Annotated in this window: 16 protein-coding genes; 10 read left to right on the top strand and 6 right to left on the bottom strand. The window is 46.6% G+C overall.

Annotated features, from left to right (window positions below; translation table 11 throughout):
• Positions 1-280 precede the first annotated feature (280 nt).
• The gene (locus SGRA_RS09975; RefSeq protein WP_015692549.1) at positions 281-1,648 is read left to right on the top strand and encodes a transglutaminase domain-containing protein; all 1,368 of its coding nucleotides are present in this window, start codon (positions 281-283) and stop codon (positions 1,646-1,648) included.
• Between the two features lie 70 nt (positions 1,649-1,718).
• On the opposite strand, the gene SGRA_RS09970 is transcribed toward SGRA_RS09975, so the two are convergent.
• From SGRA_RS09970 to SGRA_RS09950, 4 genes are all read right to left on the bottom strand, one after another.
• Entirely contained in the window at positions 1,719-2,990 is a 1,272-nt protein-coding gene (locus tag SGRA_RS09970) for a DUF4221 family protein (protein ID WP_015692548.1), read from the bottom strand.
• 370 nt (positions 2,991-3,360) lie between these two features.
• Positions 3,361-4,236, bottom strand: a complete 876-nt coding sequence (locus tag SGRA_RS09960) for an alpha/beta fold hydrolase (protein WP_015692546.1) — start codon at positions 4,234-4,236, stop codon at positions 3,361-3,363.
• A 63-nt stretch (positions 4,237-4,299) separates the two neighbouring features.
• Complete coding sequence (locus SGRA_RS09955; RefSeq protein ID WP_041329901.1) at positions 4,300-5,196, bottom strand: ATP-binding cassette domain-containing protein; 897 nt, start codon at positions 5,194-5,196, stop codon at positions 4,300-4,302.
• A gap of 163 nt (positions 5,197-5,359) precedes the next feature.
• Entirely contained in the window at positions 5,360-7,621 is a 2,262-nt protein-coding gene (locus SGRA_RS09950) for a CotH kinase family protein (protein ID WP_015692544.1), read from the bottom strand.
• Positions 7,622-8,115: 494 nt separating this feature from the next.
• Between SGRA_RS09950 and SGRA_RS09945 the strand changes: the two genes are divergently transcribed.
• The 5 genes from SGRA_RS09945 (at position 8,116) to SGRA_RS09925 (ending at position 12,143) form a co-directional block, all read left to right on the top strand.
• Entirely contained in the window at positions 8,116-8,739 is a 624-nt protein-coding gene (locus SGRA_RS09945; protein ID WP_015692543.1) for a NifU family protein, read from the top strand.
• Between the two features lie 100 nt (positions 8,740-8,839).
• Complete coding sequence (locus SGRA_RS09940) at positions 8,840-9,562, top strand: rhomboid family intramembrane serine protease (RefSeq protein ID WP_015692542.1); 723 nt, start codon at positions 8,840-8,842, stop codon at positions 9,560-9,562.
• Between the two features lie 99 nt (positions 9,563-9,661).
• Positions 9,662-10,624 carry a rhomboid family protein gene (locus tag SGRA_RS09935; RefSeq protein ID WP_015692541.1) on the top strand — a complete coding sequence of 321 codons (963 nt, stop codon included), beginning with the start codon at positions 9,662-9,664 and terminating at the stop codon, positions 10,622-10,624.
• A 357-nt stretch (positions 10,625-10,981) separates the two neighbouring features.
• Positions 10,982-11,710 (top strand): RadC family protein, encoded by a 729-nt coding sequence (gene radC / locus SGRA_RS09930; protein WP_015692540.1) that lies wholly within the window; start codon positions 10,982-10,984, stop codon positions 11,708-11,710.
• Positions 11,711-11,777: 67 nt separating this feature from the next.
• The gene (locus tag SGRA_RS09925) at positions 11,778-12,143 is read left to right on the top strand and encodes a four helix bundle protein (protein ID WP_015692539.1); all 366 of its coding nucleotides are present in this window, start codon (positions 11,778-11,780) and stop codon (positions 12,141-12,143) included.
• A 227-nt stretch (positions 12,144-12,370) separates the two neighbouring features.
• Here SGRA_RS09925 and SGRA_RS09920 read toward each other — a convergent pair whose 3' ends face one another.
• Positions 12,371-14,155 carry a T9SS type A sorting domain-containing protein gene (locus SGRA_RS09920; protein WP_015692538.1) on the bottom strand — a complete coding sequence of 595 codons (1,785 nt, stop codon included), beginning with the start codon at positions 14,153-14,155 and terminating at the stop codon, positions 12,371-12,373.
• A 361-nt stretch (positions 14,156-14,516) separates the two neighbouring features.
• Positions 14,517-15,611, bottom strand: a complete 1,095-nt coding sequence (locus tag SGRA_RS09915) for an endonuclease/exonuclease/phosphatase family protein (RefSeq protein WP_015692537.1) — start codon at positions 15,609-15,611, stop codon at positions 14,517-14,519.
• A 477-nt stretch (positions 15,612-16,088) separates the two neighbouring features.
• Here SGRA_RS09915 and gltX point away from each other — a divergent pair, with 477 nt between their 5' ends.
• From gltX to SGRA_RS09895, 4 genes are all read left to right on the top strand, one after another.
• Positions 16,089-17,621, top strand: coding sequence for a glutamate--tRNA ligase (gltX, locus tag SGRA_RS09910; RefSeq protein WP_015692536.1), 1,533 nt, complete (start codon positions 16,089-16,091; stop codon positions 17,619-17,621).
• 296 nt (positions 17,622-17,917) lie between these two features.
• Complete coding sequence (locus SGRA_RS09905; protein ID WP_015692534.1) at positions 17,918-18,334, top strand: TraR/DksA family transcriptional regulator; 417 nt, start codon at positions 17,918-17,920, stop codon at positions 18,332-18,334.
• Between the two features lie 142 nt (positions 18,335-18,476).
• The gene (locus tag SGRA_RS09900) at positions 18,477-19,745 is read left to right on the top strand and encodes a tetratricopeptide repeat protein (RefSeq protein WP_015692533.1); all 1,269 of its coding nucleotides are present in this window, start codon (positions 18,477-18,479) and stop codon (positions 19,743-19,745) included.
• A 460-nt stretch (positions 19,746-20,205) separates the two neighbouring features.
• Positions 20,206-20,619, top strand: a complete 414-nt coding sequence (locus tag SGRA_RS09895) for a QcrA and Rieske domain-containing protein (RefSeq protein ID WP_015692532.1) — start codon at positions 20,206-20,208, stop codon at positions 20,617-20,619.
• The last annotated feature ends 10 nt before the right edge of the window (positions 20,620-20,629 follow it).

Genomic DNA, 20,629 nt, shown 5'->3' with positions numbered 1-20,629 from the left:
TTTGACCATGCTTTGCTATGAATTTTGGGTTAGGCCAGCTATTTTTTAAGGGCATAGCCTTCGCTATGGCCGAGAAAAATAGGGCCGACTAGCGGGAAATTGCTGCAAACTATAAAAGGAAGTGCGTTTAAATTTGGCTATTGCCTGCGGCCCTTTGGGCCTGTAGGAGGCAAAAAGGCCCAAAGATTAAGTAATTAGGGAATTTAATCCCTAAAAAAAACGTATTTTGCTAGTGTTTCAACGCTAAGTTGCTTTTTATTCCCAAAACCCCATACGGTCTATGAAAAAACTATCCTTACTACAAAAAATCTTTAGCCTTATTGGTTTCATTGGCATCTTGATGTTGGTGCCTGGGCTATTTTATGCTGCAGGCTGGGAGGGCCCCGTCAATTTTCTGGAAAACATTGCTCCTTGGGGCGATCGCTCTCTCATGACAGTTATTGCCTTTATCCTGATGGGCCTGATGTTCCTTTTTGGTGGCGGGCATAATGTGAGTGCCACCTTTGTGGGCTACCTCATTGGCTTCTTTTTAATTTCTACGGCTGTAGAAATTAGTTTTATGGGCTGGTTTAGGAATTGGGCCGCAGGAATTGGCTTTTTGTCGGTGCCGCAATTAAATTATATAGTAGGCATCATTACGGTCAGTAGTGGCATTTTGATGAGTTTCAACCATAGGATTCCCCTTTTTGCAGAGCTAGCGGCCTTGGTCATCTTGCCCATTGGGTTTTTAGTGACCACAGATCAAATGAATTGGTTGCGTTTAGAGAATCAGGACTTTGAGATTTCTGTGGATGCAGGTATGCAGAAATTGGGAAAAATGATTGATAAGAAGTACCTCAAATTGCCTTCGGTTAAGCAGTATCTACAAAAAGTAGAGGAAGATGAAAGCTTAGAAGAGGGAGAAAAAGAGGCCAAAATTAAAGAGTTGCAGGAGCGCATTTCTCGGATGGAGGAAGACCAGCAGACCATAGAAGAGCTCAAGAAGCAAAATGAAGAATATGCCAAGCAGATGGCTCAACAACGGAAAAACCTCAAGGATTTTAGTTGGTGTGCCAGCTCTAAAGAATCCAGCAAGATGGTGAAGCGCATTGCGGAGGCGGTTGTACCTGGACAGCCTTGTGTGCGGGACTTTGCGGTCTCTTTGGTCAAGGCAGAATCTGGACCCTATTATGATTATCAGCGGGGATTGCCAGGCCGCAACGGAATTAAGCAGATTTGTGCCTTGCATATGCACCTCAGTTCGCATTGGAGCTATGTCAATGACCCCACAGTCCTAAGAGATGACTTCTACTCCCCTGCCGATCGGACCATTGCGGTAGATTTGGCTGGCGACTGTGATGATTTTGCGGCCCTAACGGCCTCTTGTATAGAATCTATTGGTGGCGTATCGAGAATTATGGTGGGCCGCTGTAGTGGCGGGGGCCATGCTTGGGCCGAGGTTCTTATTGGTAGCCAAAGTGATTGGGATCGGGCAGTAAAGGCTATTCGTAGTTATTACAACAAGCCCAATATGACCATCAATGGCTTAAAGGATGCCCAAGGGCTGCATTGGCTTTGCTTAGATTGGAAAATGGGCCAATATTCTTGTAATGATTCTGGTACCCAGTGTTGGTATACCTCTAAAGAGCAAAAAACAAAGAAATATTAGGTCTTGAACTAGAGAAAAGGGGCGGTCGCTAGTAGCGACCGCCCCTTTTTGTTTTTTTGGATTACGGAGTTTATTGCGCCGCTCGTTCTCGAGCTCTTTTAGTTAATTCTTGAGCTACTTCTTTTTGGAAAGCCGCTTTAGTTGTTCTCTTTTTTTTGATGGCAAACTTTTGCAGAACTAATTTTTTCTCTGCCATAGACTTCTCCCTATTGTGTAGCCAGATGCCGTCCTCGTCAAAGAAAAAGCTACGAATGCTATATCCTTCAGGGATAAGCGTCTCCCCTAATTGTTCTCCTGCTTCATTAAAAAGGATTAGAGTAGCGGCAGGACTATGTTGGCTATCAAAGCGAGGATCAAAGGGATTTGAGGTTAAGCTACTATCCGCTAAGCGAAATACTCTAGCATATCTTTCTTGATAAGGGTCTCTATATAGCTTGAGGTATTCTGCAGATTGGTAATCAAACTGTGGAGCACTTCCTCCTTCTGGATAAAGATTTAGCCAAAGGCTATCAGTTAGTAGACTACTTATACGAAATGAATCTACTTTAGACTGGCCAATTTTATTTAGATAAAGCATAGACGTATGTCCAAAACCAAAGAGCGTGCTACCCGATTCATTAAAGGTCCAACGAACAAAGTTATAGTTTCGGGCTAAAAAGCCTTTACCTATAATATCAGCAGGCGTTTTATGCCTTAAGGGATAATAGGAAACAGCCTTATCGCTAAGGTCCATATAAGCCGCTATAGGCATTGGTTCCGCTTCAAACATGCTATCTCCGGGATAATAGCGATAGCGGGATAAGAGTAAATGGAGACGGCCCTGTTCATAATGAATATTACCTTTATGAAAAGCAATTAGGGTTGCGCAATCTTTGGGATAATCGGCTTGGAGAGATGAGCGAACAGGAAGCTGGTAAACAGGGTAAACCTTTTGAACCAGGCCCTCCTTATTGATTTGAACTAAACAGCTGTCGTGCCAATAATTAGGATGGGGAGAGGCAGAAAGGCCTAAAAATATAGAGTCATCATTATGGTAGTGAAAACTATAGAGATGTTGTTTTCCGCTAGGATTAAAATCTGCCTCTGTAGTTTGTAATAATTGCCCATCTTCCATAGAAAAGCTAAGGATTTGGCGCTTTTGGGTCTCATATATAGCCAAATATTTCTTGCCGTTTTCTATTCTGAAGTTTGGATAAATGGGATAGTATAACTTAGGATAACTAATGACTAACTCTTCTTTCGGGATAAGTATGGCTTCATAATAGTAGTCAGAACCTCTGTCCTTAGAACTAACACAAGCAGACAATACAACAAAAATCAGCAATAAATAAACATACTTCATTGACTCTTTTTTACTTTTAAGTACAATGATAGTGTTTTTTTATTTACACACCAAGCCTATAATAAAATGTATTTCTGTCTAATCTAACGCTGCTCCTACAGGCCCCGAAGGGGCCGCAGGCTGAGGGATGGTAGGGGGTGGCCGAAGGCCAGACCGAGCTTTTTGAGCAAAGCGAAAAAAGCGACAACAAGGCTGAAAGCCGCAGTTCGATGACCAAAGGGAATAACGGCCGAGCGAGCAGCGAGCCCCCGCACAGCCCGACCTGAGCGATAATTCATGAGGGTTTCAACCCTCATTTTGTGTAGCTTCGCAAAGCCATACCGCTTTGCGCTGGGTGTTAACCTAGCGGAAGGGGCAGCCCCAAAAACAGTTAGTCCTTAGTATAATTATTGGCCAACTCCAGCAAGCGATCACGGATCAGCTCATAGCGGTTCCAGATCAGGAAGTGGTTCATTTTGTCTTGATAGATGCTGTCTACAGGGGCCTTAGTTAGGGCTTTTTCAGCGAAATAAGAGTTTTCTATAGGGACAATCTTATCGTTTCGGCCATGGACCAAAACCGTTTCATTTTCTAAGTTTTCCCAAAATGGCAACATCTCTTCTAGCTCCTTGGCATGGGCCAATTTTTCTTTATTGGCCACCTTTAGCGAGCGGGGCAAAGGCCAGTTAAAAATGGTATAGCGCATAGGGTAATTGAACCAGAACACCTTCTCGTGCTCAGGGTCTAGGGCCGAGGCCAAAAGGTAAAGCGGGCCCGTCTGCTCGGGATAATCCATGGCCAGACGAACAGCCACCGGCCCACCATAAGAATGGCCCACCAAAATCGGCGGTTTTTTGTATTGATTGAGGGCCAAAACGGGCGCCAGATAGCGGGCCTGCTCGGCAATAGAGGGTAGGGCTTTGCCAAAATTAGAATAGCCATAGCCAGGGCGATCTACGGCCAAAAGATGATAGTTTTGGTACAAACTGCTATCCTGCAAATACTTCATATAGTCCTGTGAAGAACCTGGCGCACCATGAATAAAAACGATGGTCGGGGCATCTTCTGGCCCTAATTCCAAATAGCGAATGGTTCGGCCATCCAATTCATAGCGGCCAATTTTGGGCTTGATGGGCAGCTTTTTAAACTTCTTTTGGACCTTTTTGTCCGACATTCTAAATTGCATACAGGCATCTGAAATAAAGCTCAAGCCCAGAAAAAGGCTAAATAAAAGACCGATTTTACGCCATTTTTTCCATCGCATCATAATCGCATTAGTTGTAGTGGGGAAATCTAAACTCTTTACGGAAAAAGAGGCCTAGCGGTCGATTTAGCTAGTCAGTTTTTGGAAGACCTGCTCAATGCTAGAACGTTCGGGCACCAGTTCCAGCAAGCTCAACTTTTGGTCTACCGCAAAACGGAAAAGCGCTTCTCGTAAATCGTTTTTTTGGCTAGAGCTGAGCAAAAATGCCCCTCCGCCAAGGGGTTCTACTTGGCCCAATTTCTCTAGTTGTTGGCGGCTCACTTTTTCTTTGAAAAGCACTTTTACTCTTTGTTCTTGGCCCAATTTCGTCTGCAAATTGCTAATGCGGTCATCGGCCACCAATTTACCGCGGTTCAGGATGAGGACCCGATCGCAAAGGGCCTCAATTTCTTGCATAATATGAGAAGAAAATAAAACGGTTTTCTCCTCCCCTAGTTGGCGCACCAGCGCCCGAATTTCCACCAATTGGTTGGGGTCCAAACCCGAGGTCGGCTCATCTAAAATCAGCACTTCGGGATCATGCAAAAGGGCTTGCGCTAGGCCCACCCTTTGGCGATATCCGCCCGATAAACTCCCGATCAATTTATGCGCTTCTCGACTCAGGCCCGTTTGCTCAATCATCTGATCTACCCGCGCTTTTTTGCGGTCCAAACGATGCAAACCCGCAATAAAAAGCAGATATTCTCGCACATACATATCCAAATAAAGGGGATTATCTTGGGGCAGATAGCCCACTCTTTTGCGCAGTTCATCCCCCTCTTTTTCGATATCAAAACCAGCCACAAATGCCCGCCCAGAAGTAGGTGGAATAAAGGTGGTCAGCATTTTCATCGTGCTGCTTTTCCCGGCGCCATTGGGCCCCAAAAAGCCGAGAATTTCGCCTTTTTTTAGTTCAAAACTCAGGTTATCGACGGCGGTTTGCTCGCCATATACTTTGCTCAGATTTTCTACAACTATTGACATGCTATTTCTTTTTATTTTTTTGGGGCCTCCGCAGCAAAGCTGCGGCGCTACGCTGCGGGGCTCGCAGGTCTGCTCGGCCCTTCGCTTTTTTTCGCTTTGCTCAAAAAAGCTTGGTCTGGCCTTCGGCCACCCCTCCACATCGCTAGGCCAAGGAGGCTTGGCCTTATTCCCTGCCTCGATATTGGCCCAAACCATAGGCCGCCAAGAGCAGGGCCAGAAAAAGGGCTAATCCCCATAGATAGGGGGCAAAATTTGCGGCTTTCCAGTTTTTGGACAAGCTGCGTTCTTTTCGTTTTTTGCTGTATATGGGATTTTCTTGGCCGGGGCTACCTGCATTGCGCTCCTTTTTCCAGTTGAGGGCAAAGTTGCTTCTTTGCAGATAGGGATGCCTTAGGGCCAAGGACAAAAATAAAGAATCTTTTGACTTTCCCAGCTTGTAGCTTAGGCTATCTACCAACTCATTTTGGGCATAGAGCAGAAGCTGATCGCTTTTGGCGCCTAGGCCAAAATTAAGGCCGCTCCAAAGCTGGCCCGAGAAATCTGGAAAGCGCTTTTTGAAGCCTAGGCTATCTCGACAAAGGACCAAATAGGCCCCAGCGGGCAATTGGCCCGCTGCAAATTGGTAGCGATGGCCTTTTTCATCTTCTAGGGCATATTTTTCTAGCTGCAGTGCTTGGGCGCTGGCATTAAAAAACTCAATCCAATCGCCCGCAAGAGTATCTCGGCAGCTAAACTCATTAATGATCAGGTCTCGTTTTGGGGCCAGCTCAAAAACGGCGGTAATATAAAGGCTATCTCTAGCTTGGGGAGGCAATGCTAGACTTTGGCCCTCATAGCGTTGGCCATTGATGATCCAATGCGAGAACCTTTGGTCCAGATAGGGCTGCGCCTTTAGGCGCAGCCCTAGTCCCTGAAAATAGAGGCCCTGGGCTAGGCCTTCTGTATTATATAGATCATTGACACGGACAAAGCCATCTCCTTGGGTTTGCAGAACAAGGCTTTGTTGGGGACCAAACTCTGGAAAAAACTCGGCTAAGAATTGGGCCATATAGGCTGGGCGTTTGTGGGCAAACTCGGCCATCTCCTGCATGCGGTTGGTCCAGAGGCTGTGGTGCAATTGCCAGCGCAATTGGTGGCGCCAAAGTTCGGGACGGAGAACTTGGCCCATACTATCTAGGCGGTTGCAGAGCCGTTCTGCTTGAAAGTGGCCATTAATTCGGTCGCAAAAACGTTCTAAAAACGCTTGGCGAAAATCTTGATTTTTGAGCAATTGGCGGAGCAAAAACGTGGACCAGGGCGGATTGGGCCAGCGGGGGCCATTGGCTTCCGTATGAAACTTCAGGCTATTAAAATCGTAGCCGCCTTTACTATAAAAGCCAAAGCCATAATCGGTATCATAGAGCAGCCATTGCCAGCGGCCATTGGCTGTTTTTGGTCGCCAAAACTTAATATTTCCGCCAGCGTCCTGATTATCGACATAGATTTGCATAATTTGATAATCCATAAAATTTTGGATATCCATCCAGCGGCCAACTTGCGCATAATGTTGGCTATCGGCCAAATTATGTTGCTGCATATACTTGCGCAGGCGCAAATAGTGAGCGGAGCTACCTGCATTAACATTCACACTATACTCCATCAGGTCCAGACTATCTTTATCTACCCCATAATGCTGTTCGAGATAGCGGGCCGTCAATTTCTCTCGGATATTGAGGATGCCCCAATATTGGCCATTAATGTAGACCCTAGCGGGGCGGTAGGCTTGAACGCCCAGGCCCAATTCACGGCCCAATTGGCCAATAAAAGCATCTCGGAGGTGGCTGCCTTTAAAGCCACTGCCCGAATTTCGGAGGACCAGGCGTTTATACTTCTTATAAGGTAAATCTGGAAAAATGGGGTAGCGGATCCATTTGGCCCCATAAGAAGAGCGGGCATAAATGGCTAGAGACTTTTGTTCATAGGCTCGGCTACTGCCGCCAAAAATGCTGAGGCCAACGGGACCTTCCCAGAGTAGGCCACTACTATCTATTAATGCCAACTGAGCAGGGACCTCTTTCTTTTGGTAGAAATTGGCGCCCTTATAGGGGAAGATGGGCCAAGCGCGGGGGCCTTTGCTATAAATTCCTTTATTGTCATCCCAGAGGAGTTTGGGTTGGACAAAAAGGCTGACCGTAATTAATTGGCTGGGGGCCTCTTGGACCAAATAGCTGCGATAGCTCAGGCTATCGCCAGTTTGCCAGATGGCAAATTGGGGCCTTTGGAGCAGGCTATCTAATGGTCCTTGGAGAAATTGGGGCGGAGAAAAAAGTTGAAGACTTTGGCTATCGGTCAAATGAATGGGCAGCTCTTTGGCATAATAAGCCGAAGGCGGAACTTGGGCGGAGAGTAGATTGGCCCAAAAAAGCAGAAAAATCCATAGGCGCATAAGGGAAGCGATTAGCGGATCTAAGATACAGAATATAATCTAGGGGGAGGTCTTATTTTGGGGGTGGCAGAGGGCGCCAAGCGCAGGGCGGTCCATTTGGCCTAGCGATGTGGAAGGGTGGCCGTCAGGCCAGACCAAGGCGGCAAAGCCGCCGCAGGGCCGAGCAGACCTGCGAGCCCTGCAACGTAGCGCCGCAAGGCGAAGCCGCAGCGGAGGCCCCAAAATAACAGCGAGCTGTGACAACCAGCCCCTATAGGGGCGCCAGTTCGATGACCAAAGGGAATAAACGACAACAAGAACTTTAGTTCGTCTTCGACGACCGAAGGGAGTAACCGCCGCCTCGCTACGCTCGTCGGAGGCCCCAAAAAAAGAGGATTTAAACAGCCCTTAACAGCTCAAGTTATTAAATCACAAACTAATCTGAAGACTTTTTGTTAACTTTGTAACTGATCTAATTAAAGGGCCAAGAAAGGCCAAAAACACTGAATACAACTATGGAAAATACCGTAGAAAACAAGCGTCCGCCTGTGATGCTGTATACTGAGCAAACGCCCAATCCGGAGACATTAAAGTTTGTAACCAACCAAATGTTGTACCCCAAGCGCACGGCTGATTTTAAGGATGAGGACCGTGAATTGGCGGAAGAATGGTCGCCTTTGGCGGCGGCTTTATTTGCTCAAACGGGAGTAAATGGGGTGTATATTTGCAACAATTTTGTGACCATTACGAAGGGGCACAACTTTGAGTGGGCCGACATCATGTTGGAACTTAAGAGCTTCATTAAGAACTACTTGCAAGAAGGCAAGGCAGTTGTTAAGGATGGCTTTGACGAGGTTCAGGCGGCACAGAAGGCTGAAGAAGAGGAGCATTATGAGGGAGAAGAGGCTGAGATTGTGGTCAAGATCAAGAACATCTTGGAGACCTATGTTCGTCCGGCCGTAGAAATGGATGGCGGGAACATTGAATTTAAGGCCTACAAAGATGGGATAGTGAGTGTAGTGATGCAGGGAGCGTGTAGTGGTTGTCCGTCTTCTTCGGTGACCTTAAAAACGGGAATTGAGGGCATGCTCAAGCGGATGATTCCTCAGGTAAAAGAAGTTAATGCAATTATGGGTTAGCCTAGCGTTAATAAAGATATAATTTTGTACTTTTAAGGTTGTTCGGAGGGGTTTCGGCCTTATCGAGCAACCTTTTTTTATGGTCAAATAAATAGAAAGAATGATTGGACAGAGCGGCATGCGGCTACCGGAGGTAGTCAAGAACTTAATTATCATCAATGTGATCATGTACATTGTGGCCATGATTTTTCCGGAGATGAATAATATGTTTGCCATGTATCCTATAATGAGTGAGCATTTTCGGCCCTATCAGATTGTGACGCATATGTTTATGCACTCGCAGTATAGCATTACGCATATCTTTTTCAACATGTTTGCCCTTTATATGTTTGGGCGAGATGTAGAGTGGCGGATGGGGGCCAAGCGTTTTTTGCTTTTTTACATCATTACGGGCTTGGGAGCTGTTTTTCTTCATCAATTGGCGGGCTACATAGAATTTCAGTATGCCTTAGAGGGTTTAGATCCTGCGGTTAGAGATCAATTTTTGGAAGAGGGGACCTACAATCGGAACATATCTCCTGATGTTCGGGACCAACTACAGTACGCCTATGACATTATGAATGTGCCAGCGGTGGGAGCTTCTGGGGCTATTTATGGGGTATTGGCGGCCTTTGGGGCCTTATTTCCGAATCGGATGATCATGTTATTGATTCCCCCGATTCCGATGAAAGCCAAATACTTTGTATTGATTATGGGTGGATTAGCTTTATACATGGGATTTTCTGGACAGCAAGCTGGAGTAGCGCATTTTGCGCATCTGGGCGGGGCTCTTTTTGGTTATTTGATGATTTGGTATTGGAAAAAAGCGGGAAAGCTCTATTAAATTTTGTATTTTTTGAAACTGATTATCCCTCTTTCTATTTAATAAACAGCAACTTATTCGATCAAATTCATTTGTCACACTCCCCAATCACATTAAAATATGACCACTCTTTGGCAAGACTTAAAATATAATTATCAGCGGGGCAACTCTGTTATTCGGCTTATCATGTTGAATGTTGCGGCACATTTGGGCCTCAATATTTTGCTACTGCCATTCTTTTTGTTTGGCATTTCGGCCGAAACCTATTGGGCAGAAGTACAAAACTGGCTCTACCTGCCGGCTGATGCTAGCAAACTGCTGATTCGTCCTTGGACCTTATTTAGCTATATGTTTTTGCATAGCGGCATTTGGCATTTGCTCATGAATATGCTGGTGTTATACTGGTTTGGTCGTTTGCTCAACAACCTGCTTAAGGATCGGCAAATTTGGGGCATTTATTTATCGTCGGGCCTTAGTGGAGGGCTCTTCTTCTTATTGTCCTACAATCTTTTTCCGGCCTTTTATGGGCAAAGTTCAACAGCAGTTATTGTTGGGGCCTCGGCAGGAGTAATGGGCGTTGTTTTGGCAGCTGCCGCCCTAACGCCCAAGGCCAGCATGCGATTTATTCTGATTGGGAATGTCCAATTGCAATATGTGGCCCTAGCCTTTGTTTTGATTGACCTCGTTTCGGTTTCACTCAATAACTCGGGGGGACATCTAGCGCATTTAGGTGGAGCGGCCATGGGTTGGCTCTTTATTTACCTCCTCCGAAGAGGGCGCGACCTTTCTCTTCCCCTCAATCCACTTTTTGAGGGCCGCCAAGCTAAAGTGACGCCCAAAAGTCGCCCTCGACCCAAAATGGCCTACCGCAAAACGGAAAGCAGCAGCATGCAAGCCTCGGCCCAAAGCCAAACCAGCAATAATAACTATGGCGGCTATAGTCGCAGTTTTGCCCAAAAATACCGACATCTCAGTCATCAGGAATGCGTAGATGCCATTTTGGATAAGATACGAAGCTCGGGCTATGACAGCCTGACCAAAGATGAAAAAACCTATCTGGACGAAAGCAGCCAGAAGAAATAAAACCAAAAGCCTCCTTTTTTTAGGAGGCTTTTTTTTGCCTATCAAACATCCATCAAGATAAAATCTGTCTTACTGATTTGGGGCCTCCCGCCTTCGGCGGGCGCTACGTTTCGCAGCTCGCTGTTCGCTCGGCCCTTCGCCGCTTTCAGCGGCTCGGTCTGGCCCTATGGGCCACTGCTCCACATCGCTAGGCCAAGGCGCTTCGCGCCCCTAGCATTAACCATTTTATATCAACCTAAAATTTAGAGCGAACTAGTGTAACTCAAAAATATTTACGAAAAAAAGTTAGATATCTCTTGCGTATTTAAAAAAGTCGCCTTACATTTGAGTAAACGATAACACAAAAACAATTAGCGCATGGATAAACCTACTGTAGCCCAAGAACGCAGCTATCGGCATCGGCCGATAAAAGAATGGGCGGTTACGGAGCGACCAAGAGAAAAGTTTTTGGAAAAAGGAGGGGCTCAATTGACTGATGCCGAGCTCATTGCCATTTTACTAAGTTCTGGTTGCAGTGGCAAAACGGCTGTAGAATTAGCCCGCGAAATTCTCAAAAAGGTAGAGAATAATTTGCAGGTTTTAGGCGAACTATCTCATCGAGAACTAAAGGGATTTGCGGGGGTGGGCCAGGCCAAAGCCATACGCATTGCGGCGGCTTTGGAATTAGGGCGAAGGCGCCAATTAGCGGCACTTCCAGCTCGGCCTATTATTCGGTCTTCAGCAGAGGCCTACCGCCTAGCGGCCCCCTTGCTGATGGACCTTCCGCATGAAGAGTTTTGGGTGCTTTTGCTCAATCGGGCCAATCGAGTGTTGGCCAAATTACAATTGAGTGAAGGCGGCTTGGCCAGCACGGCTGTAGACCCCAAAAAGATCTTCCGCCGAGTCTTGGAGTATGAACGCGCCTGTGCCCTGATTTTGGTCCATAATCATCCCTCTGGCAATAAACTGCCTAGCCAAGCAGATATTCAGCTTACCGAAAAGCTCTGCCAAGGCGCCCGCATTTTAGACCTGCAGGTTTTGGACCATATTATTGTTGCAGCTACCGACTATTGCAGTTTTGCCGATGATGGCTATATGCCCTCTTAGCGAGACCCACAGAAAAGAAACACCCTAATCAGCGATCCTTATTGCTCACCCCAATTAAATTTAATTTATGGCTTACCCCAATTTCAAACAGAGTTTGGTCTGGCAAAAAACAGCAGGCTTCTGTAAAGCCCTACAGCTAGGCCTAAACAGTTGCGAGCAAAGCTGGTATAAAGACAGCCTTTTGCTCACCGCCAGCCGAGCGGTCAATCAAGTTGCCCTGGGCCAAGAACAATTTCATAAAATGGCCCAAGAACAATACCTCTTAGATGCTCGACAAAGCCTGAGCGAATGCCGCAGTATGCTGGCCCTAGGGCTAGAACTGCAGTTGCTTGGGCCCAATATCCAAGAAGAACTAGAAGCTAAGGCTAATGAGGCCGCTGCCGTTCTTTATGGCCTCGTAAAACATTTGCGCAAACAAAGCGCTGCCAATTAGATAAAAAAGAGCAGCCCGCCAATGCGCACTGCTCTCCAAGAATTTCTACCTATTGCTGCCTGTTACCTCCTCTATACGTAGATCCTATCTAATAGGAGGAGGGTTTTGATGGGGCTTTTAATGGTTTTTTAGTGGTTTTAATGTTTGTTTTGTTTTGGTTAGTACCATGGGTCTGTCTCGAAAGAGCAGGCCTATGGCTGTTTGTGGCCATAGGCTAGCTGTAAACGCTAGGGCTGCTGAATCAAAAGCATTTTGCTAAATTGAGCATTGGCCGTCCGCAAAACTAGTTGGTAACTTCCATTGGGTAGGTCGCTTAGCTCTAGTGGCAAAATTTGATTACCCCCAAAGAGATCAACGCTTTGGCTTGGGCGAGCTTTCTGGCCCAAAACATTATACACCTCTAGCTGAGCAGGCCCAGCCTCTTGGCTGTTGAGCTCCAATTGTAGAAAACCCGCAGAAGGATTGGGGTAGATTTTCCCCTCCAAGGTCAGTAGCTGCTCTACCGCAGTGGGGCCCATCTGCCAGCGAAAACGCAGACCGCCCTGAGCGCCAAAACTACCACTGCTATCAATGGTCAATCCACCAATTTCTAAGGTAGAATAGCCCAAACCATAACCGCAGCAAATTCCATCGCCAAAAGCATCCTGAATCATAAACTCATAGCAATGTCCCGATACAGCCTCAAAGTTTTGCTCAACACTAACAGTTGCCGCATCAATGCTATCCCCATACAAAATTAAACTGTCTATGCTCAAATCTCGCAGCGACCAACTCACATCCTCCGGATAATTATCAAATACAATTCGCAATTGGCCCTGCGCACTATCCGATTGGAAAGTTGGCGCCTGACTAATCACATCATTGACATAATCCACATTGGGGTTGGCCTGCCCGTTAATCTGGCTAATGCTTAATTCTATATTATTGTTGGCCTGCAAAAAATCAGGAATATCCGCTACCACAACCCTTTGGCTGTAGCCCGGCGCCAAACTAGGCTGAAAATACAGTTGCTGGCTGCCCGAATTTTGGCCCAAATTCAAGTCATAACTAATTTCTAGACTGTCAATAGGCGTACTCCCCAGATTTTCTATCTCCAACTCATAACTTGTAGTCGTTCCACAAAGACTAGCAAAGGACTCCGCCCATTGCCCCATCACAATCTCCGTAGATAATGGATCGGGCGAGCTAAAGCTGGGCCGAATCTGCGCCGCATTCAAGGCTGCCCCCTGCTCCGATTCGGTCAATACTCCCAAAATGCGAACTTGAGAAAAATCTAAAGCAACGCCCTGAAAAGAATCTGGCAAATTGAGCTGAAAACTATCTGCCCGAAAGCTGCTGGCCGAGGTTTGGCTAAGGGTCAAAAGGGGCAACTCCATCCGCAAAACGTTCCGCTGCCAATACTCTCCAGCCGCATTGAGGTTGCTAGGGTCCAAATCCGCTGCCCCAGCCTGACTACTCAAAACGCTATCTTGCAAAATATATAGCTGCAAATAGTTGGTATCTCTCGGACTATCCGCCGTATAGTAGCTTTCTGCCACAATATTGAGCTCACGGCTACTGAGGTCCAAATCGGCAGCCAAACCCAAATTGACCACCGCAGTCACGGTATCCAACTGGCTAAGCGCAGCCTCCCAATTGCCCAAACTAAGCGCCAAACTTCCCGCAGATTGGGCCAAATTCCCCATATTTTTACGGTTAATCATGGCCGCCGGCAACTGATTATAAGCCGCCAAACTCCCTAAGGCATCTGCCGTAGCATTCCGAAAATCAAGCTGCCCATTCTGAGGCTGAGCAAAGGCCGATGTATGCAATTGACTATATACAAAGCGATAATTTGGCTCCAAACTCCTAATTTCCACCAATTCTTCCGCACAATAATAACAATTTACCCCCGTGATCCCCTCTAGCAAATGGGTCTGCGGCTGAGCCGTGGTAGATACAATATTTTGGGCCGTAAGGACCGATGATGACAGCAGAAAAGCAGCTGCAAATAATTGATAGATTTTTGACATTTAGCTTTTTTTAAAATGAAGTCGCAAAATACAGTTTTAAGGAGAATCCCTTTGGCTTATCTCCTATAGCTTTCTAAACAAGCCCTAAAACAGAAGGGTTGGGCCGGCATAATGCTTCTCTTTTTTATTTTTTGGGGCTGCCCCGCCCTTCAGGCGGGTCGGGCTGTGTACTCCCGTTGGTCGTCGAACTGGCGCCCCTATAGGGGCTGGTTGTCGCAGCTCGCAGGTCTGCTCGGCCCTGCGTTTTTTTTCGCTGCGCTCAAAAAAACTGGGTCTGGCCTGCGGCCACTGCTGTCCATCCCTCAGCCGAGGCGCTGCGCGCCTTGCGGCGGCTTCGCCGCCTTGCTGGACCAAAAAGCAGCTAGGGGCACTCACAATCCGAAATCACTGCCCGATGATCAGATATCGCCTCGGCCTGCAAACGATGATTATAGGCCTTACAGCTTTTGGGCAATAAAATATAGTCGATCCGCAAGCCAGGCAAGCCCCCCGCATAACTGGCCCCCAAACCACTGCCCTGCTCTATAAAACTGTCTTTTCTTCCCTTGGCCAACAAACGATAACTATAAGAAAGAGGCGTGTCATTAAAATCGCCCATAATAAAAACAGGATGCGGCGAAGCAGTAGCATGCTTCACAATGGCTTGGGCCTGAATAGCTCTCAACTCAAAGGCATTGCTCAACTTAGAGCCAATGCGATAATAAGTATCTTGGGTCTTCTTATCGTTTAATGATTTTAGGTTCTCTTTTTTTAGGACCTCTCCCGCATCTTGGCCCAAACGGGTAGACTGCAAATGCACGGCATACAACCTAAAGGTATCTTTTGGACCAACAACATCGGCGAAAATGGCCCCATTATGCGAGCCCTCAAAACGTATTTGGCCCAAATTGATTAAGGGATAACGGCTAAAAATGCCCAGGCTGCTTCCGCCTCCCAAATGCTGATAAGACAGGCCCATTTGAAGCAAACTATCCTTAAACCGCTGCGTAGAAGCCACTCCCCTACCCGAGCACTCCTGAGCCGCTAAAATATGCGGATTCTCCTTTTTGAGATAGGCCAAAAAGCGATTTTGCTCCCGCAGTAAATCCGCATCCTTTCGGTATAAACCCGTGTTAAAATAACGCATATTATAGCTCATCATCCGAAAGCCGGCGGGCGCAGCCCGCTGGGCCGAAAAACGCAGCCCATAAGTCTGAGAGAAATAAGGAAAGCCCAACAACATGCAAATGGCAGGCAAATAAAACAAGCGCTTTCGCCGAAAAAGCCAAAAGAGCGCCCAAACAAAATTAGCCAAGAGCAAAAAAGGAAACCCCAAGGCCAAAATAGCCAAATAACTATTGCTAGTAGGGGGAATAATTGGGGCTAAATAAGAAAGCAAAAGCAGCAAACTAAAAGGCAAATTTAGCAACAATAAAAGACGGACCGATAAGGCCCGCAAATAGCGAACGATTTTCATCTTAGCAGAAATATCAAAGAGATCATAACAAACTTTTTTAAGGCTGAACGAAAGGGCTACTCAGCTTATTTGTGACCACTATTTAAAATAGGCCAAACAAAAAAATTGGAAGAATCTTGAAGCATAGGGAGATAAAAGTTTGAGGAAGAGAGAGAAGTTTTTGAAAAAGCCTATCTTTGCCCCCGAAAAGCAAAAGGAACGGCCCTAAGCTGGCGAAGCCAGCAACGGCCTAGCGATGGAAGGCAGTGGCCGAAGGCCAGACCCAGGCGGCAAAGCCGCCGCAGGGCCGAGCGAACAGCGAGCTGCCGAACGTAGCGCCCGCCGAAGGCGGGAGGCCCCTTGATAGCGAACTGCCGAACGACAACAAGGCCTTTAGGCCGCCGTTCGACGACCGAAGGGAGTAAGCGCCCGCAACAATTACGGGAGGCCCCAAAACAATAGTCTTTTCAGATTTAGCAAAATAGTAAAAAAGCCATGATGTCTCAGCAAGTACGACTGCGTTTTGCACCTAGTCCCACCGGAGCCCTTCATATTGGGGGCGTGCGCACCGCCTTATACAATTATCTCTTTGCCAAAAAAATGGGTGGAACATTCATTTTGCGGATTGAGGACACCGACCGCAAGCGTTTTGTGGCCGAAGCTGAAGACTACATCAATGAAGCCTTGGCTTGGTTGGGTTTGACGCCCGATGAGGGAGTTGTGGAAGGTGGAGAATATGGTCCTTATCGCCAATCTGACCGCAAAGCGATCTATGCAAAATATGCGCAGCAACTGTTGGACAGCGGCTATGCCTATTATGCCTTTGATACGGCAGAAGAGCTGGATGCCATTCGCAAAGAAGAGCCAAACTTTAAATACGGGGCAGAGAGTCGGATGAAACTGCGCAACTCTTTGACCCTATCGCAAGAAGAAGTGGACCAACTTGTGGCTAGTGGCGACTATGTTGTTCGGATTTTGTTGCCTGCGGAAGAAGAAATCGTTTTTGAAGATATGATTCGGGGCGTTGTGCGTTACAACAGCCGCGACATGGATGATAAAGTCTTGTATAAAGGGAGCGAGCAAATGCCCACCTATCATTTGGCCAACATTGTGGATGATTACTTGATGAAAATCAGCCATGTTGTTCGGGGAGAAGAGTGGTTGCCCAGCACGCCCTTGCACGTTATGCTCTATCGTTATTTGGGTTGGGAGGAGAGTCGCCCGGCCTTTGCGCATCTTCCGTTAATTCTCAAGCCCAAGGGCAATGGAAAGCTCAGCAAGCGGGATGCGGCTAAATTTGAGATGCCCGTTTTTCCCCTTGACTTTGAGCAAGAGGGCCAAGAAAAAATCAAAGGATTTAGAGAGTGGGGCTTTGCGCCTGCTCCTGTGCTCAACTTTTTGGCCTTATTGGGTTGGCACCCTGAGGGAGATCGCGAGATGTTCAGTTTGGAAGAGCTAGTAGAAGCCTTTGATATTGAGAAAGTTAGTAAAAGTGGAGCTCGTTTTGATTTTGAGAAAGCCCGTTGGTTTAGCCAACAATACCTAATAGCAACAGAAAATAAAGTCCTTGCCGAAGAACTACAGCGCATCCTATCCAGTCAGGGAAAAGACTATAGTCTAGCCTATTTGGAAGCCGTAGCGGGCATGCTCAAAGAGCGGGTATATTTCCTTAGTGAAATGCCTGTAGTGGGGCAATACTTTTTTGCGGCCCCCAACTATGAAGAGACCTTGGCCAATGAGGCCAAAAACCTCAAGAAAAAGGTCCTTAAAAAATGGACCGCAGAGCGGGCCGAGTTATTTGCTCAATTGCCCGAACTGCTTACAGCCTCTGATGCGGCTGGCATCAAAACTGCAATTACGAGCTTTATGGAAGCCAACAGCCTAGGCTTTGGCGACCTACTGCCCTTCCTTCGTTTTGCCCTATCGGGAACGATGAAAGGCCCAGACGTATTTGAAATGGCCGCCCTATTAGGCGCCGAAGAAAACAAAAATCGCATTCAGGCCTTTATGGCTTTTTGTGACGCTCAATAGAGAAAAGCGTTAGCTGCCTGCAGCTAACGCTTTTTTTGTAAAGAGAAGATTAAGCTTAACACCTTAAAAAGAAACAAAATTTTTAATGGCTAAAGCTGGCAGTTATAACTTAAAAGCATTAAATTTCGCAAAAGTTAAAGGAGTATATGCGGCAAAAGCTAAAAAATGCGGCAAAAATCCAACTTTTAGTCCTATAAAGGCGTATTTAGTTAAACTTTTGGGACTTAATATAAGTTAAGAACCCAATCCCCCAAACTATCCCATATCCCAAATTTACGTTATTAAATCCTGCGCTTATGAGCAAACAAGAAAATGTAGCCAAGAATCGCTATAGCGATGAGGACCTCGCTGAATTTAAGGTGGTCATTGAAAAAAAGCTCGAGGAAGCTAAACAGCAACTCGAGGAGCTGAAAGTTCAGTTAACTGAACTCAACAACAGCGGCGATGAAAACCGAGCGGGCACCTTTGACGATGGCGCCTCGAATTGGCAAAGAGAGCATCTCAATAAGTTGGCGGCTAGACAGCAACGTTTTGTTCGCGACTTAGAGCATGCGCTCATCCGTATCAATAACAAAACCTATGGCGTTTGTACCATTACGGGCAAACTCATTAGCAAAGAGCGCTTGGCGCTAGTGCCTCATGCTACCAAAACGGTAGAGGGTAAGCAAAAAGAAAAAGGCGACAAGCCCCGCAAGGTGATTCGCCGCTCTTAGATAGCCGTTTTGTTTCGACTGTTGCGCTAGTTTTCTTGAAAAAGGAACTAGCGCTTTTTTATTCCCTATTGTTTGCTTTGAAAAGCGTAAATTTGTCCTCCTACCGCTAATAAAGGCCTTTAGCCTTTTTAAACTATTCTATATGTCCATCTGGAGCCGCCTTAGCCAAGACGAACGTCTCTATGCTCAGGCCCTACTGCAAGACCAAACTGCCCCCTGGCCCAACAGCCAAAGTCCTTACTTTATGGCTTTTTTGGCCCTTTATAAACTGAGCCATGAAGAAGAAGAGCAAATTGAAGAGCTGATACATAGCTCTGCCGAAGCTCAACTCTACTGGCAGGCCCTAGCCTTTTTTGAGCAAGAGCTCAATGAAAACGAACAACTATTGCCCCTCTTTGAGCGCTTTATGCAAAATCAAGAGCTCTTTACCCCCTTTTTTCAAGAGTTGCCCAACTTTCGCAAACAACTGGTCCAAAAAGCCCAAGAGCTTTTTCTGCTCCTTAAGCAACCCGACCTAGCCGAGGAGCTCCTGCAATTACTAGGCGCTCAACTCTATGAAAATGAAACGGCGGTTCTGCTTCAAGCCAAACGCTATGCGCAAATAGAAAGTGAAGAACAAGCCCTAGAATGCTATGAAGAGGGCCTTAAGCATTTTCCTAAGTCATTGCTGCTCTGGAGAAACCTGGCCCAATTGCAATATCAATTAGAAGATTTTCAAGGCGCTATTGATAGCCTCAACCAATGCGTTGAGGAATCTCCCTATGAAGCCGAATATTATGTGGCCCTGGCCCAAAATTATGCGCAATCAGGAGAAAAAGAACGCGCCAAGCAGTTTATCGATATCGCCCTTTCTATGCAATCCCAAAATGAAGCAGCCCATTTTCTAATGGCCCAAATGGCCCTAGAAAAAGAGGAGGTCCAAGAAGCTATGCAATTCCTGAGCCCCGAAAATTGGGAGTCGCCCCTCCTTTTAGCCGAAAAAGCAAGGATCGTCTGGCAATATCTTGGCGACCCCCAACTAGCCAAAGACTATTTTCAAGGCGCCTGGGATAATGGCCTAAACGCAGAACAACATATCCTCTATTTTGCCCAACTCCTAGCCGACGAACTGCAAACCCTGCCCCAAGCTATCGAACTACTCCAAAAAGGCCAAAACCGCCTCCTCTACGCCCCAAAACTCCGCCTACAAGAGTATATCTATCGCCTAGATTGGGAGGAAAGCCCCAGCGAACGCCTCTTCCAACTAGAAGAAGAAATCGAAAGACTCAATCCCCCCTCCGATCATGAACATCTAGATGATATGGATGAACATTTTCTAGATTATTATAATCATCCAGAAAATTTTGAGGAAACAGAGGAAGAAGATGATGATGATGACTTTTCTGCCGGTGGCGCCGCTAGCGATTTTTAAAAATCTGTTAGCTTTTTAAGCTTTGTCCATCAATCACTATTCTTTTCGAGGAAAACTGTTTATTAGTGGCTATTAGGACGCCTAAAATGCTTTATGTAGTTTACTATCTAGCAAAAAAGCAACAACAATAACCGCTTTTTGTCGCTCCCACTACAGTACAACAGGCCCTCTTAGCCAAGTTTTTGGCCCAATTGCGCCTTTACTCTAATGCGCCTGCTCGCTAGCCCTCAAGCTGGCCGAGCTCCCCCTATTTATGGATAGGTAAAGCCTGCAGCCCTGCAATAGGGCCCTGACCAGCCTTTGCCAAGCCTATTTTTTTAGGTCTAGATCGCCGCTACTGTAAATGAACAGCTAGCGGGTTTTTTATGCCCTAAATGCTCGAATCTAAGCCTTTAGGCCTGTTTTTGCGTACTTAGTATAGCACTCCCCAATTCATTTTCTTATCCATAAATATATTTCTATGCAACGTAAAGAGTTTTTGAAAACCCTAGGCGCTGGCGCCCTTTTCGCCCTTACCGCTGGCTGCTTTGGCGGCTGTAGCAAAGATGATGAAGACTTTGCCCCTACCGAAGATGTAGATTTTACCATCGACCTTTCCGATCCCACTTATGATAATCTCCAACAAAATGGTGGCTATATTATCAAGGATCGCGTAGTGGTGGCCAAGGACGATAACGGCAATTATGTGGCCGCTACCCAACGCTGTAGCCATGAGGGCTTCTACGAAGTTAGCCTGCAAAATAATGAATGGTTTTGTGGCCAACATGGCGCCCGCTTCGACCTCTCCGGCCAAGGCCTAAACAGTGAAGCTAGCCGCAATCTCACAATTTATCAAACCGAACTCAACGGACAAATGCTCCGGGTGTTCTCTTAAATCCCCCCCA

The sequence above is a fragment of the Saprospira grandis str. Lewin genome (assembly GCF_000250635.1).
Lineage (GTDB): Bacteria > Bacteroidota > Bacteroidia > Chitinophagales > Saprospiraceae > Saprospira > Saprospira grandis.
This window is presented reverse-complemented; position numbering and strand designations above follow the sequence as displayed.